The sequence below is a fragment of the Nonomuraea maheshkhaliensis genome (genome assembly GCF_039529435.1).
GTDB lineage: Bacteria > Actinomycetota > Actinomycetes > Streptosporangiales > Streptosporangiaceae > Nonomuraea > Nonomuraea maheshkhaliensis.
Map to the genome: position 1 here is coordinate 1 of NZ_BAAAMU010000187.1, position 15,902 is coordinate 15,902.

Here is a 15,902-nt window from a genome sequence, read left to right on the forward strand (position 1 = left end):
CGTCGGGGCCCTCTTCTGCATGTTCGGGCCCTTTTCTGGCGTCCTGGAGGGGTGGACATGCTCGTGCACGTCATCGAAGGCGCCATTCTTCGGGGCTGTTCGGGGGCTTGGTGGGCTGCTGTCCCCAGGGAGCTTCGGTGAGGCCGTCCCCAGGAGGGGCCCTGCGGCCGGCGGTGGGCGGGTGGGATGTTCGCCCCGCGTACGGACTGGTGATGACGGTCAGTAGGGTTGAGGGGTGGATTATCGTGCGGTAGAACGCGCGATCCTGGATCGTGGCGTCGAGTGGGATTTCGAGCCGACGCTCGATCGGATCGCGGCCCTTCTTGACCTGCTCGGCTCGCCGCAGCGGGCGTACCCGGTCGTACACATCGCCGGCACCAACGGCAAGACGAGCACAGCGCGGCTCACCGAGGCGCTGCTGAAGGAGCGCAACCTGCGGGTGGGGCGGTTCACCAGCCCCCACCTGGTCTCGATGCGTGAGCGCATCACCGTGGACGGAGAGCCGCTGAGCGAGGAGCGGTTCGCGCAGGTCTACGAGGAGATCATCCCCTATGTCGACCTGACCGACACGCAGGGACGGCGGATCCAGTTTTTCGAGCTGCTGACGGCGATGGCGTTCGCGGCGTTCGCCGACAGTCCGGTCGACGTCGCCGTCATCGAGACCGGCATGGGCGGGTCCTGGGACGCGACGAACGTGGCCGACGGCACCGTGTCGGTGATCACGCCGATCTCGCTCGACCACACCGACCGGCTCGGGCCTGATCTGCCGAGCATTGCCACGGAGAAGTCGGGCATCATCAAGCCCGGCGCCACGGCGGTGTTCGCGCAGCAGGAGCTCGCCGCCGCCGAGGTGCTGATGCGGCGGGCGGCCGAGGTCGGCGCCGTCGTCGCGCGCGAGGGGCTGGAGTTCGGGGTGCTGAGCCGCGAGGTCGCGATCGGCGGGCAACTGCTGTCGCTCCGCGGGCTCAAGGGCGTCTACGACGACGTCTACCTGCCGCTGTACGGCGCTCACCAGGCGAGCAACGCGGTCTGCGCGCTGGCCGCGGTCGAGGCGCTGACCGGCGGCGACGACCCGCTCGACGTCGATCTGGTCCGCCAGGCGTTCGCGCAGGCGTCCTCGCCCGGGCGGATGGAAGTGGTGCGGCGCACCCCCACGGTGGTGGTCGACGCCGCGCACAACCCCGGCGGCATGCAGGCGTCCCTGGAGGGGCTGCACGAGGCGTTCGACTTCGCGAAGGTGATCGGCGTGGTCGCCGTCATGCGTGACAAGGACGTCGAAGGGCTGCTCGAGCTGCTGGAGCCGATGCTCGACGAGATCGTCGTCACGCGTAACTCCTCGCCCAGGTCGATGTCCGCCGAGGAGCTCGCGGCCCTGGCCGAGCCGCTCTTCGGCGAGGACCGCGTGCACGTCGTCGAGCGGCTCGACGACGCCATCGACAGGGCGATCGGGATCGCCGACGCCGCCGGTGAGTTCAGCGGCACCGGCGTGCTCATCACCGGGTCGGTCGTCACGGCCGGCGACGCCCGGCAGCTGCTGAAGGCGGACGGCACATGATGAACTTCGAGGTCACCCCGGGCATGCGCCGGCTCGGCGCCAGCGTGCTGGGCATGGAGGCCATCGTGGCCGGCCTCATCACGCCCGTGGCGATCGGCGTGGGCGGGATCGAGCCGGGGCCGGCCGTGGCGGTCGGCATCGGTCTGCTCGTCCTGTGCGTGGTCGCCGCGGGCATGCTCAAGCGGCCGGTCGGGTACGTCGTCGGCAGTGTCGTCCAGGTGCTGGCGATCGCCACGGGCTTCCTCGTACCGACCATGTTCTTCCTCGGGGTGATCTTCGCCGCGCTGTGGATCACGGCGATTATCGTAGCTCGACGTGTCGAGGGCGCTACTACGCGCTAAAGTCGGCCAACATGGCCGTTCCCCCGATTCAACGGCCGCCGCATCAGGCGCGCCTCAGTAACTCCTGGCTGCCCGACATCGTGCTCGGGCTGCTGGTCGTGGCGTCGCTGCCGCTGGCGGTCGTCTCGATCCCCAACACGCTCTCCGTGGTCGCCAGGCTGCTGCCGGACGACCTCGAGCAGGCCGGGCTCATGCGGACGAACGGGCTCTCGCTGCCCGCGCTGATGCTGACCGTCCCGCTCGTGGCCGCCGCGCTGCGCCGCGTTCCCGCGCCTCACCTGCTGCTCGGCGGGCTGGCGCTGGTTGCGCTGTCCGAGGCCGCGGGCGGCTACGCGGGCTCCGAGCTGCTCGTCGGCGTCGTACGCGTGCTGCGCGGCGTCGGCGCCGGCATCATCCTGACCGCCACCCTGGCGGCGGTGTGGCACCGGGCCGCCGTCCTGCGGGCTCTGTGGGCGGGCACGTTCGGGCTGAGCCTGCTCACGGCGCAGGCGCTGGCCTTGTGGCCGCTCGACGCGGTGAGCAGCTGGCGGGTCACGCTGCAGCCGTACCCGCTGGTGACCGGCATCGCGCTCGGGCTGGCGGCGGTTCACCTCGTCGCGTGGACGCTGGCCGGGCGGCCCGCCGGGCCCGTTCCGAGCGTCAAAGAACGCGGGCGGCTGCTGCTGACGGCCGTGCCCGCGGCGGGCATCGCGGCGCTGGCGATCAGCACGGCGACCGAGGGCTGGCGGGCCGTTCCCGTCATGGTGCTGGCGGTGGTCGCGATCCTGGGGCTGCTCGCGATGGCCTCGATCGGCGTCTCCGAGAGCCGTACCTCGGCGTACACGATGGTGGCGATCGGCGCGGTGCTGCTGCCCAGCGCCGCTCAGGTGACGCTGGTGGAGATGGGTGGGCTCGGCGGGCCGGGGCTGCGGGGGCTGTGGGTGCCGTACGCGGTGGCCGGGGTGCTCGCGATCGTGGCGTCGGTGGGCGTGCGGCTGTTCGCGCGGGGCGCGGGGCGCCGGGTGGCGTCGCTGGGGCTGCTGGCCATGGTGGCCGGGCTCTGCTCGGTGCGGCTCGTGGTGCCCTCCGCCGACGGGATGGTGCTGACAGTGCCGTTCAGCCTGCTCGCGGTGGGTGCGGCGGTGGCGGTGACGGCGGCCCTGCAAGGGGTCGGGGCCGGTGCGGCGATGTCCGCGCTGTCGCTGGGGTGCGCGGGGGTGTTGGCGGGGTTCCTGCTCGGCACCGGGGTGCAGATGGCGATGCTGGACGGCGTGCGGTCGGCTCAGGAGCTCGTCGACAGTTTCGTGGGGGCGCTGCACTGGTGGGCCCTGGCCAGCGGGTTCCTGCTGGTGATGATCATCGTGCTGGCGGCCGTGATGGCTCGTCGCCCTGGGCGCGGGGTCCTGGCGGACGAGCCGGAGGGGCCCGAGGCGCCGCCGGACGTCCCCTGTGCGGGGCTGCCTCCCGCGGACGTGCTGCTCGTACGAGGAGACGGCCTCGGAGGGCCGGACGGTGACGAGGGGGTGCGGGCGGACGGTGACGACGAGCCGTCCACCGTGGCGATCCCCCGGATCGGCGCGGCGGTGAGCGGGCCGGCCGGAGGGTCGGTGGCGGGGGCGGGTGGGGCGCCGGCTGCGGTGCCTCCCGCGGTGCCGCCGCAGGGGCAGTCGCCGGAGGACGTCACTTCCGCGTAGGTTTCCGGCTTCTGCCTGAGTTTCGGCCTCTGCGGGCTTGCGGCTTGTGCGTAGGCTTCCGGCGTACGGAAACTAGGGCAGGGGCTCGGGACGGTAAGCTGAGGGCCCTGCTACGGCGACGCGCGGGCGCGTGCCCCGCGAAGCGTCCTCGCGGCCAGGCCGGTGCCTGCCGCCGTGACCCCACCATGTTCGAAGGAGAACTCCAAGTGTCCGAGCGCACTCTTGTCCTGATCAAGCCCGACGGGGTTAAGCGCGGCCTCATCGGTGACGTGATCGCCCGTGTGGAGCGCAAGGGCCTCAAGGTCGTGGCGATGGACCTGCGCACCCTCGACGCCGACACCGCCAAGGCCCACTACGCCGAGCACTCCGAGCGGCCGTTCTTCGGCGAGCTCGTCGAGTTCATCACCTCGGGGCCGCTCGTCGCCCTGGTGCTGGAGGGCCCGCGCGCCGTCGAGGCGTTCCGCGCGCTGGCCGGCGCCACCGACCCGGTGAAGTCGGCCCCCGGCACGATCCGCGGCGACCACGCCCTCGAGATCGGCGAAAACGTCGTCCACGGCTCCGACTCGCCCGAGTCGGCCGCGAGGGAGATCAAGATCTTCTTCCCGGACAGGTTCTAGTCGCTTCCGCCTCCTCCGCGCCCGCGCAGCTCCGGCTGTGCGGGCGCGCGGCATTTTCTGTCGGTCCTTTCTCGTAGGGTTCCGGGGTGGGCTCGCGCGGATTTCCTGGTCTGTGGCCGTGATTCTTGAGCCGGTTTTTGTCGGGGGCTTGCCGTAGGGTTTCTTTGGATTGGATGTTGGATCGTTCCAGCGCGCTGTCGGATGTTGTGGTGCAATCCGGGCAAAATTGCGGTTGAGCTAGGGGCTGGAGATTTTTGATGGGCGCGATGGCTCATTGCGCGCATCGGTGGGTACGTCACGTTACGATTCGAATTCGATCCGTAGTCATTCGCGAACGACGTTACGGAGGGCTCCGTTCCCCATGGGCAGCAAGCTCGCGTTCCTCGGCCGTGACATGGCGGTCGACCTTGGCACCGCCAACACGTTGGTCTACGTGCGTGGCCGCGGCATCGTGCTCAATGAGCCGTCAGTCGTCGCGATCAACACCGTGACCGGCAAGATCGTGGCGGTCGGCATCGAGGCCAAGCGGATGATCGGTCGTACGCCTGGCAATATCATCGCGATCCGTCCGCTGAAGGACGGCGTGATCGCCGATTTCGACGTCACCGAACGGATGTTGCGATATTTCATCCAAAGGGTGCATCGACGGCGTCATTTCGCCAAGCCGCGCATCATCATCGCCGTACCCAGTGGCATCACCAGTGTCGAGCAGCGGGCGGTGAAAGAGGCCGGCTACCAGGCGGGAGCCAGGAGGGTCTACATCGTCGAAGAGCCGATGGCCGCCGCCATCGGGGCCGGGCTGCCGGTGCACGAGCCGACCGGCAACATGGTGGTCGACATCGGCGGCGGCACCACCGAGGTGGCGATCATCTCGATGGGCGGCGTCGTGACGAGCCAGTCCATCAGGATCGGCGGTGACGAGCTCGACCAGGCCGTGATCGCGTTCGCCAAGAAGGAGTTCTCGCTGATGCTCGGCGAGCGCACGGCCGAGGAGATCAAGATCGCCATCGGCTCGGCGTGCCCGTTCGGCGAGGAGTCGCACGCGGAGGTTCGCGGGCGTGACCTGGTCAGCGGGTTGCCCAAGACCATCATCGTGTCGAGCGAAGAGATCAGGAAGGCCACCGAGGAGCCGGTCAACGCCATCGTCGACGCCGTCAAGACCACCCTCGACAAGTGCCCGCCCGAGCTGTCCGGCGACATCATGGACCGCGGCATCGCGCTCACCGGCGGTGGCGCCCTGCTCAAGGGGCTCGGCGAGCGGGTCAAGGCCGAGACGGGCATGCCGGTCCACCTGGTCGACAACGCGCTCGACTCCGTCGCCATCGGCTCGGGCAAGTGCGCCGAGGAGTTCGAGGCACTCCAGCAGGTCCTGGTGCCGGAGTCGCGGCACTGATGAGAGACTCGCGCCGTGCCCGGCTGATCCTGGGAGTGCTGCTCGCCGCCGCACTGGTCATCCTGACCGTCGACCACCGCACCGGCGAGAGTTCGCCGCTGCGCCCGCTGCGCGCGGTCGGGGCCTACTTGTTCGGCACGGCGGAGCAGTTCGGCAGCGGCGTGGTGAGACCGGTGGGCGGGTTCGTGCACGCCATCCTGACCGCGCCGGCCGCCAAGCAGCGCATCGAGGCGCTCAAGGAGGAGAACGCCGAGCTCCGGGCCGGCCTGCTGGCCGGGAAGCTCGACGCCGACCGGGCCAAGCAGCTCAAGCAGTTGCTTGGGCTGGCCGGGACCGGGGGATACAAGGTGGTCACCGGCAACGTGATCGCGCGGCGGGGTCAGCCGGGGTTCGAGGACGCGGTGCAGATCGACGTCGGGACCAACGACGGGGTGCGGTCCGAGATGACCGTGCTCAACGGAGACGGGCTGGTCGGCCGGGTGCTGCACGCCTCGGCCCACACCTCGACCGTGGTGCTGCTGAGCGATCCCGCCTCGGCCGCGGGGGCGCGGCTGGAAGGCGGCAAGGAGATCGGTGTCGTCCACGGGGTGGGCGAGCACGGGCGGCTCGTCCAGTTCCGGCTGCTCGACTCCACGGCGCCGCTGAGCAGAGGCGGGCGGATCGTGAGTTTCGGGTCGCAGCACGGGCGGCCGTACGTGCCCGGAGTGCCGATCGGCGTGATCGAACGGGTGGAGTCGACGCCAGGGGAGCTGACCCGGATCGCGTACGCGCGGCCGTACGCGGACCTGACGGCGCTCGACGTGGTCGGCGTGGTGGTGGAAGCGCCCAAGCGGGACCCGCGTGACGCGGTCCTGCCGGCCAAGGAGCGGGCGCGGTGATCGCGAGCCGGGACGGCCGCGTGCGGTGGGCTGGGGGCGTCGTCGCGGGGAGGGCGCGTCGCGTGTGGCCGGACGGTGTTTCGAGGCGGAGTGGTGGCCGGGTGGGGTGTGAGCGGCTGGGACGGGGCGGTCGAGTGGGGCGTCCGGGGTTGGCGCGGGGCGGTCGAGTGGGGCTGGGTCGGGTGCGACTCGCGGGTCGCGGGTGGTGGGAGCGGGGGCGTTCGGACGAGGCGGTGCGGTGGTTCTCGGCGTGCGGTGAGGGGGCGGCGTGATCGGCGGGGTTTCCGTGGTGCTGGCGCTGCTGGCCCAGGTGATGCTCGTCAACCGGGTGCCCCTGCCCGCCGGGGGCGCGCCTGATCTCGTGCTGCTCGCCGTTATCGGGGCGTCGCTGGTCCGGGGGCCGTCCTCCGGGGCCGTGCTGGGGTTCTGCACGGGGCTGCTGGTCGACGTCATGCCGCCGTCCGCTCACCTGGTGGGTCAGTACGCGTTCGTGCTGGCGCTGGCCGGCTATGTCGCCGGGCGAGGGGCGGGCGGGCCCGTCACGACCGTGGTGCTGTGCGTGCTGATGGCGCCCCTGCTGGCGGCGGCCGTGGGCGGGCTGATCGGCGATCCGCGGGTGACGCTGTCGACCCTGACCGAACAGGTGCCGGTCACGATCGTCTACACGTTGCTGGTGTCGCCGATCGTGATCTGGCTGACCACGCGCGGCAGACAGGCGAGGTTCTCGACATGATCAGGATGCGTGCCAGGCTGCTGGTGCTTCACGTACTCGTGCTGACGCTGCTCGTCGTGCTGGCCGTGCGCCTGTGGCAGGTGCAGGTGGTGCGCGGGCAGGAGTTCGTGACTCGGGCCACCGAGACCAGGACCCGCGCGGTGATCGTGCCGGCCGTCCGTGGCCAGATCCTCGACTCCAAGGGGCGGCCGCTGGTGCGCAACAAGACCGCTCTGGTCGTGTCCGTCGACAGGACGAGGCTGTCGCGGATGAAGGACGGCGGCGTCAAGGTGCTGACCAAGCTGTCGGAGGTGCTCGGGCGGCCGGTCGCCGACCTGCAGCAGCGCATCACGCCCTGCGGTCCTGGGGTGGGCAAGCCGTGCTGGACGGGGTCGCCGTACCAGCCGGTTCCGCTGGACGAGAAGGTTGACACGCGCGAGGCGCTGCAGATCCTGGAGCGGCAGGAGGAGTTTCCCGGGGTGACCGCGGAGATCCACTCCGTCAGGCAATATCCCGGCGGCAGGGCCGGGGCGCAGATGCTCGGCTACCTGCAGCCCGTCACCGAGGCGGAGCTGGAGAAGCGGGAGGGGCTGAAGGCCAGTTTCTCCGGGGTCGACCTGGCCGGGCGCGACGGGCTCGAATACGTCTACGACGACGCGCTGCGGGGCAAGGCCGGGCTGCGCAGGGTGCAGGTCGATCGGATGGGCAAGGCGCTCGGCGTCGAGGAGCAGATCACCCCCATTCCCGGCGACCACCTGGTGACCAGCATCGACCTGCGGGTGCAGATGGTCGTGGAGAAGGCGCTGGCGAAGGCGATGAAGTCCGCGCCCGGCGCGGACGGCGGGGCCGCGGTGGTGCTCGACGCGCGTACGGGGCGGGTCGTGGCCCTGTCCAGCGCGCCCAACTACGACCCCGAGATCTGGGCGGGCGGCATCTCGGCGCGCGGCTACCAGTGGCTGCTGTCGGAGAAGTCCGGCAAACCGCTCGTGTCGCGGGCGATCAACGGCCAGTTCGCGCCGGGCTCGACGTTCAAGGTCTCCTCGGTGTCGGCGATGCTGCGCGCGGGCTACCCGCTCAACGGGACGTACTCGTGCCCCGGCTCCTACACCGTGGGCGGGCGGGCCTTCAACAACTTCCGCGGCATCGCGCTGGGCACGCTCAGCCTGCACACGGCGCTGGTCAAGTCCTGCGACACGATCTTCTACCGGGCCGCGTACGAGCAGTACCTCAAGGACGGCGGGCGCACGCCGAAGAAGCCGCCCAAGGAGATCTTCGCCAACATGGCCCGGGCCTTCGGGTTCGGCAGCCCGACCGGCGTCGACCTGCCCGGCGAGTCGGGCGGCCGCATCCCCGACCGGGCCTGGAAGAAGGACCTGTGGAACAGGACGAGCGCGATCAACTGCGAGCGCTCCCGCAAGGGCTATCCGGAGGTCAAGGACAAGGCGCGGGCGGAGTTCCTCAAGCGGCTGGCGCTGGAGAACTGCACCGAGGGGTTCCTGCTGCGGCCCGGTGACTCCGCCAACTTCTCCATCGGGCAGGGCGACGTGCTCGTCACGCCCATGCAGCTGGCCAGGGCCTACATGGCGCTGGTGAGCGACGGCAAGGTGCGCAGCCCGCGCATCGGGTGGGCGCAGGTGCGTCCCGACGGCACGGTGGTCAGGAAGATTCCGGTGCCGGTGGTGGGCAAACTGCCGCTCAGCGAGAAGGAGCGCCTGTACATCAAGAACGCGCTCAGCCAGGTGGCCGCGGACGGCACGGCGGCCGGAGCCTTCGCCGGGTTCCCGATGAACAAGGTGCGGGTGGGCGGCAAGACCGGCACCGCGGAGGTATGGGGCAAGAAGGACACCTCGTGGTTCGCGTCGTTCGCGCCGACGAAGAATCCGCAGTACGTGGTGGTCGCGATGGTGTCGCAGGGCGGCATGGGCGCGCAGACGGCGGCTCCGGCCGTACGGGAGATCTACGAGGGGATCTACGGGATCAAACGCAAGCCCGCGGTGCCGGGCGGGCGGTTGACCACCCGGCTTCCGCAGTTCGCGCCTGACGGAACGGTGGCCGGGGAATGAGCGGGCGCGAGCAGCCGGCCGCCGTGGGTGTGGTGGGAAGTGTGGGCGGGTGGTCGGTTGTCGCGGACATGGGGGGAGGCGGGCGCTGGTGGCCGGCCGTGCCGGGACGTGGGTGGGATGGGTGGGGTTGGTCGGCCGCGGTGGGAAACGGGCGTTGGCGGTCGGTCGTTGCGGATGCGGTGGGAAGCAGGCGGAGGCGGCCGGCCATCGCGGCCGTGCCGGGAAGCGAGCGTAGGTGCCCAGGCGTAGCGGGAAGCGGGCGCGGGCTGTCGGGTGTGGCGGGTGAGCGTAGGCGGTCATTCGTCGCGGATGCGGCGGAAGGCTGGCGATCGGCCGTTGCGGGTGTGGCGGGTTGCGCGCGTAGAGGGTCGGGCGGCGCTGATGTGACGGGAGGCGGCCGGTGAACGCGCGGACGGTGGCCGTTCGGCGGCCCTCGCTTTTTCGGCGGATGGCTCGCGAGAACTCGACGGTGCGGCGGCTCGACGGGCTGATGCTCGTCGCGGTGGCCGGGCTGTGCGTGATCGGCACGCTGCTGGTGTGGTCGTCCACCAGGACCTGGGCGCCGGGCGCGACGGGGCTGGTCAAGAAGCACATGCTCAACGAGGCCATCGGGCTCGTGCTGTGCGGGCTCGTGGCCATGGTCGACCATCGGGCGATGCGGGCGTACGCGCCGGTGGTGTTCCTGCTGTCGGTGGTGGGGCTGGTCCTGGTCATCACCCCGCTGGGCGCGACGATCAACGGGTCGCACTCGTGGATCCTGCTCGGCGGCGGGTTCGCGGTGCAGCCGTCCGAGTTCGCCAAGGTGGGGCTGCTGCTCATCATCGCGATGTTGCTGGCCCAGCCGGCCGAGGGCACCGATCGGCCACGGGGGCTGGACGTGATGCTCTCGCTGTTCGCCGCCGCGCTCACCATCGGCCTGGTCATGCTCCAGCCCGACCTGGGGACGGCGATGGTGCTGGCGGTGATCACGGCCGCCGGGCTGATCATCGGGGGCGTGCGCAAGCGGCTGATCGGCGCGCTGACGCTGGTGGCGTGCGCCGGGATGTTCTCGGTGTTCTACTTCCAGATGCTGGAGCCCTACCAGGTGGCGCGGTTCACCGCGTTCGTCGACCCGAGCGTGGATCCGCGCGGGGTGGGCTACAACAGCACGCAATCGATGATCGCGATCGGCTCGGGACAGCTTCTGGGCAAGGGGCTGCTCGGGGGCGGGCAGACGACCGGACGGTTCGTGCCCGAGCAGCACACCGACTTCATCTTCACGGTGGCGGGGGAGGAGTTCGGCTTCCTGGGGTCGGTCACGGTGGTGCTGCTGCTCGGCGTGGTGCTGCTGCGCGGGCTGAAGATCGCCAGGCAGTGCGAGGACAGGTTCGGGACGCTGGTGGCGGGCACGATCGTGTGCTGGTTCGCGTTCCAGACGTTCATCAATGTGGGGATGACGATCGGGATCATGCCGATCACGGGGCTGCCGCTGCCGTTCGTGTCCTACGGGGGCACCGCCACCTTTGCGAATTTGATCGCGGTCGGGCTGTTGCAGGCCATCAGGGTGCGAAGACAGTCGTTCGAGTGAGGAGCCAGGTTCGCCTCGGCGCCGCTCTGTGGTGACGCCTGCCTGCGATGTTCCTGAGGGGTCCATGAAGGGCCGGCGTCGTGGCGCTGAGGGCGTCTGCGGGGGCTGGTGTTCGTGGGGACGCCTGCCGAGGGCGGTATCCGTGAGGCCGCCTGCCGACTTTGCCGCGGCGCCATGGCGACGCTCGCTGCGGTGTCGGGGAGGCGATCTGCAGAGGGCTTGGCGGGCGCTTGCGTGGATGTCTGCGGGGGTGTGGCGCTGCGCGGATGCCTGCAAGGGGCGTGCGAATGTCTGCGGGGTGTGGTGCGGTGTGGACGTCTGCGGGGCCGCTTGCCGCGGTTGTCGATCGTGATGCTTGCCGCGATGTTTGCGAGGGCGCTTGTTGCGGTGTCCGTGAGGTGACGTACGGGGGAGGTGCGGTGTCCGCGGGATGTCCGTGAGATGTCAGGGGATGTCCGAGGAGCTGGCGAACGATGGGATCGGCCAAAGAACGAGCTGCCCTAAGCACCGCCACTCGCGGCTCACCCGGAAGAACCGCCTCTTTCGGGAGGAGACACCCCGCACTGACCGACCGGCAGCCTGTGCTCACAACCCCCATCGCCGCCGCAGCCGGACCGATCCACGCAGACCGACGCTTGGCGCGTGCGGGCCTCTCGGTCCCTCCCTGGCATCCTCGGCACGGGGTGCAGCACTACGCAAGCTAGTACACCCTGGACCAGCGCAAGGCCTGCGGCACTACACACGTCAGGAGTGAGGCACTACCCACGCCGGTAACCCCGGCCGGCAACCATCACCACCCCATCACGCGCCCGAACGACAACGCCTCACCAGGCCACCACACCGTCCGCACAGCAACACGTCGCCGGAACGCGGCCCGCTGGGGCTACAGGATGCCCAAGTGGCTGCACAGCGACGCTCGCAGCCACTCAGCGATGGACGGCAGAGCATCGGAGACCACTCGCAGACGGTCCGATCGGAAAAATGTGAAGCGTCCCCTAGGAGCGACCGGTGCCGCAGCAAGCGTCCTCGAGACATCGCGGCAACCGTCGTGACAGACACCGCGGCAAGCGGCTCCGTAGACGACCGCACAGGCGCCGCACCCCCGCAGGCGTCCTGACACGCGCCGGTGTCGCACCCCCCGCAGATGACTTCACAGACACCGCGACAGGCGTGGGTGGTCAGGGACGTGTCACCGTCTGATCGCCGCTACCCTGGAGCGTATGTCTGTCGAGTCGATTTTCCCCCGCCTGGAAGCGCTGCTGCCCAAGGTGCAGAAGCCCATCCAGTACGTCGGAGGTGAGCTCAACTCGACCGTCAAGGACTGGGATTCCGCCGACGTGCGCTGGGCGTTGATGTATCCGGACGCCTACGAGGTCGGGCTGCCCAACCAGGGTGTGGCGATTCTCTACGAGATTCTCAACGAGCTTCCCGCCACGCTGGCCGAGCGGACGTACGCGGTCTGGCCCGATCTGGAGGCCCTGATGCGGGCCGAGGGGGTTCCGCAGTTCACGGTCGACGCGCACCGGCCGGTGCGTGCCTTCGACGTGCTCGGAGTGTCGTTCTCGACCGAGCTCGGCTACACCAACATGCTGACCGCGCTCGACCTGGCCGGCATTCCGTTGCTGGCCGTGGATCGCGGTGAGGACGATCCGATCGTGCTCGCGGGCGGTCACGCGGCCTTCAACCCGGAGCCGATCGCCGACTTCCTCGACGCGGCCGTGCTCGGTGACGGGGAGCAGATCTCCATCGCCATCAGCGAGGTCATCCGTGAGTGGAAGGCGGAGGGTAGGCCGGGCGGTCGTGACGAGCTGCTGATGCGGCTGGCCGAGTCCGGCGGGGTTTACGTGCCGAAGTTTTACGACGTCGACTACCACCCCGACGGGCGCATCAAGCGGGTCGCGCCCAATCGGGCCGACGTGCCGTGGCGGGTGCACAAGCACACGGTGATGGACCTCGACGAGTGGCCCTATCCGAAGAAGCCGCTGGTGCCGCTGGCCGAGACGGTGCACGAGCGGTTCAGCGTGGAGATCTTCCGCGGCTGCACGCGCGGATGCCGGTTCTGCCAGGCGGGCATGATCACCCGTCCGGTGCGTGAGCGGTCCATCACCACGATCGGGGCGATGGTCGAGAACGGCATCAAGGAGTCCGGCTTCAACGAGGTCGGCCTGCTGTCGTTGTCGTCGGCCGATCACTCCGAGATCGGTGATGTGGCCAAGGGGCTGGCCGACCGTTACGAGGGCACCAACACCTCGTTGTCGCTGCCCTCGACCAGGGTCGACGCGTTCAACATCGACCTGGCCAACGAGTTCTCCAGGAACGGCAGGCGTTCGGGCCTGACGTTCGCGCCCGAGGGCGGATCGGAGCGCATGCGCAAGGTGATCAACAAGATGGTCACCGAGGAAGACCTGATCCGCACCGTCTCCACCGCCTATTCGCAAGGGTGGCGGCAGGTGAAGCTCTACTTCATGTGCGGGCTGCCCACGGAGGAGGACGAAGACGTCCTCGGCATCGCCGACCTGGCCAAGAAGGTCATCCAGGCGGGCCGCGAGGCGACCGGCAGCCGCGACATCCGCTGCACGGTCTCCATCGGCGGCTTCGTACCCAAGCCGCACACCCCGTTCCAGTGGGCCGGGCAGGCCGACCACGAGACCGTCGACCGGCGGCTCAAGGCGCTGCGCGACTCGCTCAGGGGCGACAAGCAGTACGGCCGGGCGATCGGTTTCCGCTATCACGACGGCAAGCCGTCCATCGTGGAGGGTCTGCTGTCGCGGGGCGACCGCAGGGTCGGCGCCGTGATCAGGGCGGTCTGGGAGGACGGCGGCCGGTTCGACGGGTGGAGCGAGCACTTCTCCTACGAGCGCTGGATGGCGGCGGCGGAGAAGGCGGGCGTCGACGTCGACTGGTACACCACGCGCGAGCGTGAGGAGAACGAGGTCCTGCCGTGGGACCACCTCGACGCCGGGCTCGACCGCGAATGGCTGTGGCAGGACTGGCAGGAGGCCGTCTCCGGCGGTGAGGTCGAGGACTGCCGCTGGACTCCGTGCTACGACTGCGGCGTATGCCCGACCATGGGAACAGAAATTCAGATCGGTCCGACGGGGCGGAAACTCCTTCCTCTTACGGTGGTCTAGCGCGCTCAGTGGGCGAGCCGTGTCACGGCGTACACGTACACACGCCGGAGCGGCTTATCCTGAGACGAAGGAACTCTTACAAGGGAAGGACGACAAGCTCTGAAACCTGTTCCCGAAGGGCCCCCGCCCGCGCCTACGGTGCAGCGCCTGCGTGTGCGTTACGCCAAGCGCGGTCGCCTGCGCTTCACCAGCCACCGCGACATCTCGCGGGCCGTTGAGAGAGCGGTTCGCCGTGCCGGCATTCCGGTGGCCTACAGCGCGGGTTTCTCGCCCCACCCGAAGATCTCCTACGCGGGCGCGGCGCCGACCGGTGTCGCCAGCGAAGCCGAATACCTCGAGATCGGTGTTACCACGCCGTGCGACCCCGGCCAGGTCAGACAGGGCCTGGACGCGTCGTTGCCGCCTGGGCTCGATGTGCTCGACGTTGTGGAGGCGGGTCCGGGGGGGCTGGCCGACCGCTTGGAGGTCTCCGACTGGGAGGTGCGGCTTCCCGGTGCCGATCGCGAGCTCGCCGAGGTGGCGGCGGAGAAGTTTCTCGCGGCAGGCACGGTGGAGGTCGAGCGCCTGACCAAGAAGGGTCCCCGCCGCTTTGACGCGCGGGAGGCCGTACTGAGGCTCGAGGTGTCCGAGGGAACAGACAGAACCGCAGCTCAGGTGCGAGGAGAGCCGTGTGTCATACTGCGCATGGTTGTTCGGCACATGACGCCTGCCGTTCGACCCGACGATGTGCTCACAGGGCTGCGCCTTGTGGCCGACTTCGCGCCGCCGGTTCCCCCCGAGGTGACCAGGCTGGCGCAGGGGCCGCTCGACGCCAGCACCGGTGCGCTTGCCGACCCGCTCGACCTGGACCGCGACATCACGCGCGGCGGCGAGGCGGGACCGGCGGGTGAGCACGTCGCCGGTTAAGGACATGCCCGGCGCGAGCCGGGCACGACTGCTGACAGGACTTGGCGCCGGCGCTTCCGTCTCGGGAGAGCCGGCGGACAACGAGACACGAGGGCTCCTGCGCGGCGCGGTGACGCGCCCGGGAGCTGACGGGAGAACGCCCGCATGCTCGACAACGAGCCCAACGCCGGGGCCACTGGCCCTGACGGGGAGACAATTGAACAGCCCGAGGTGACGAAGCGTCGCCGCTCCGCCAGCCGCCCCGCGGGTCCTCCGCCGGAGCTGCCCGAGGAGCCGGCTTCCGTTCCGGTCACGGTCGCCGCGGCGCAGACGGCGCCGTCGGTGGCCGAGGTGCGACCGGTGCAGCGCAACGCGGCTCAAAGAGCCCCGGGTGAGCCCGCCGCCGATACGGCTGGTACCGGCATGACTCATGCCGGTACGACTCATGCTGACACGACTCGTGGCGGTACGGCCGCCGTGGCTTCCGCTGGTGCGGGGGCCGGTGCCGGTACGGGTGCGGCTGGTGCGGTTTCCGGTGGAACGCCGGTGGAGAGTCCGGCCGAGGCCGCCATGGCCGATGCCGTCGGCGAGGCGCTCGGTGAGACCGAGGGCGAGGCCGCGGCTGAGAAGCCGAAGCGGGCCACGCGGACGCGGTCCACCGCCACGACGACGCGGCGGCGTACGACGAAGAAGACGGCTGAGGCGGAAGCTGAGGCGGCCACCGCGGGAGCGCTCCCGGAGGGCGAGCCCGCCGCCGAGGAGCCCGTGAAGCGGCGCAGGACCCGCAAGAAGGCGGATGAGGCCGTCGCGCCCGCCGCCGAGGCGGAGGCCGCGTCCGGAGTTCCTGGCGGAGGGTCCGCCGTGGGCGCCGGTGCGCGTGCCAGTGAGGCCGCTGTGGGTGCCGGTGCGTCCAGTGACGAGGCGGGGGAGCGCGTCGCGCGTTCCGGCGCCGGCCGTGACGAGGTGGCGGCGCCGTTCGGTGAGAGTGAGGCCGGCGTGGCGGCGAGCGCCCGGGCCGCGGCCGACGGGAGCGCGGGAGACCTGGACGGCGGCGCGGACGATAGTGCGGGCGAGAAGACGGCCGGTG

The 15,902-nt window shown here is 70.3% G+C and carries 11 protein-coding genes and 1 pseudogene; all 12 read left to right on the forward strand.

Annotation, left to right across the window (positions count from 1 at the left end):
- Positions 1-235 precede the first annotated feature (235 nt).
- A complete protein-coding gene (locus ABFX54_RS52900; RefSeq protein WP_346114890.1) occupies positions 236-1,555 on the forward strand; it encodes a bifunctional folylpolyglutamate synthase/dihydrofolate synthase in 1,320 nt (439 codons plus the stop codon).
- Positions 1,552-1,896 carry a DUF4233 domain-containing protein gene (locus ABFX54_RS52905; RefSeq protein WP_346114891.1) on the forward strand — a complete coding sequence of 115 codons (345 nt, stop codon included), beginning with the start codon at positions 1,552-1,554 and terminating at the stop codon, positions 1,894-1,896. The genes ABFX54_RS52900 and ABFX54_RS52905 overlap by 4 nt, the downstream gene beginning before the upstream one ends.
- A gap of 11 nt (positions 1,897-1,907) precedes the next feature.
- The gene (locus ABFX54_RS52910) at positions 1,908-3,569 is read left to right on the forward strand and encodes a hypothetical protein (RefSeq protein ID WP_346114892.1); all 1,662 of its coding nucleotides are present in this window, start codon (positions 1,908-1,910) and stop codon (positions 3,567-3,569) included.
- A 185-nt stretch (positions 3,570-3,754) separates the two neighbouring features.
- A complete protein-coding gene (gene ndk, locus ABFX54_RS52915; RefSeq protein WP_106250498.1) occupies positions 3,755-4,186 on the forward strand; it encodes a nucleoside-diphosphate kinase in 432 nt (143 codons plus the stop codon).
- A gap of 361 nt (positions 4,187-4,547) precedes the next feature.
- Positions 4,548-5,579, forward strand: coding sequence for a rod shape-determining protein (locus tag ABFX54_RS52920; protein WP_346114894.1), 1,032 nt, complete (start codon positions 4,548-4,550; stop codon positions 5,577-5,579).
- Entirely contained in the window at positions 5,579-6,457 is an 879-nt protein-coding gene (gene mreC, locus ABFX54_RS52925; RefSeq protein WP_346114896.1) for a rod shape-determining protein MreC, read from the forward strand. The genes ABFX54_RS52920 and mreC overlap by 1 nt, the downstream gene beginning before the upstream one ends.
- A gap of 268 nt (positions 6,458-6,725) precedes the next feature.
- Entirely contained in the window at positions 6,726-7,190 is a 465-nt protein-coding gene (gene mreD / locus ABFX54_RS52930) for a rod shape-determining protein MreD (RefSeq protein WP_346114898.1), read from the forward strand.
- Positions 7,187-9,232 carry a penicillin-binding protein 2 gene (mrdA, locus tag ABFX54_RS52935; RefSeq protein WP_346114900.1) on the forward strand — a complete coding sequence of 682 codons (2,046 nt, stop codon included), beginning with the start codon at positions 7,187-7,189 and terminating at the stop codon, positions 9,230-9,232. Before mreD ends, mrdA begins: the two co-directional genes overlap by 4 nt.
- A 448-nt stretch (positions 9,233-9,680) precedes the next feature.
- Positions 9,681-10,799 carry a rod shape-determining protein RodA gene (rodA, locus tag ABFX54_RS52940; RefSeq protein ID WP_346114902.1) on the forward strand — a complete coding sequence of 373 codons (1,119 nt, stop codon included), beginning with the start codon at positions 9,681-9,683 and terminating at the stop codon, positions 10,797-10,799.
- Positions 10,800-12,019: 1,220 nt separating this feature from the next.
- Complete coding sequence (locus ABFX54_RS52945) at positions 12,020-13,930, forward strand: TIGR03960 family B12-binding radical SAM protein (RefSeq protein ID WP_346114903.1); 1,911 nt, start codon at positions 12,020-12,022, stop codon at positions 13,928-13,930.
- Positions 13,931-14,083: 153 nt separating this feature from the next.
- A complete protein-coding gene (locus tag ABFX54_RS52950) occupies positions 14,084-14,836 on the forward strand; it encodes a TIGR03936 family radical SAM-associated protein (protein WP_346114904.1) in 753 nt (250 codons plus the stop codon).
- Between the two features lie 525 nt (positions 14,837-15,361).
- A pseudogene (locus tag ABFX54_RS52955) lies at positions 15,362-15,902 on the forward strand (hypothetical protein); the annotation flags it as partial.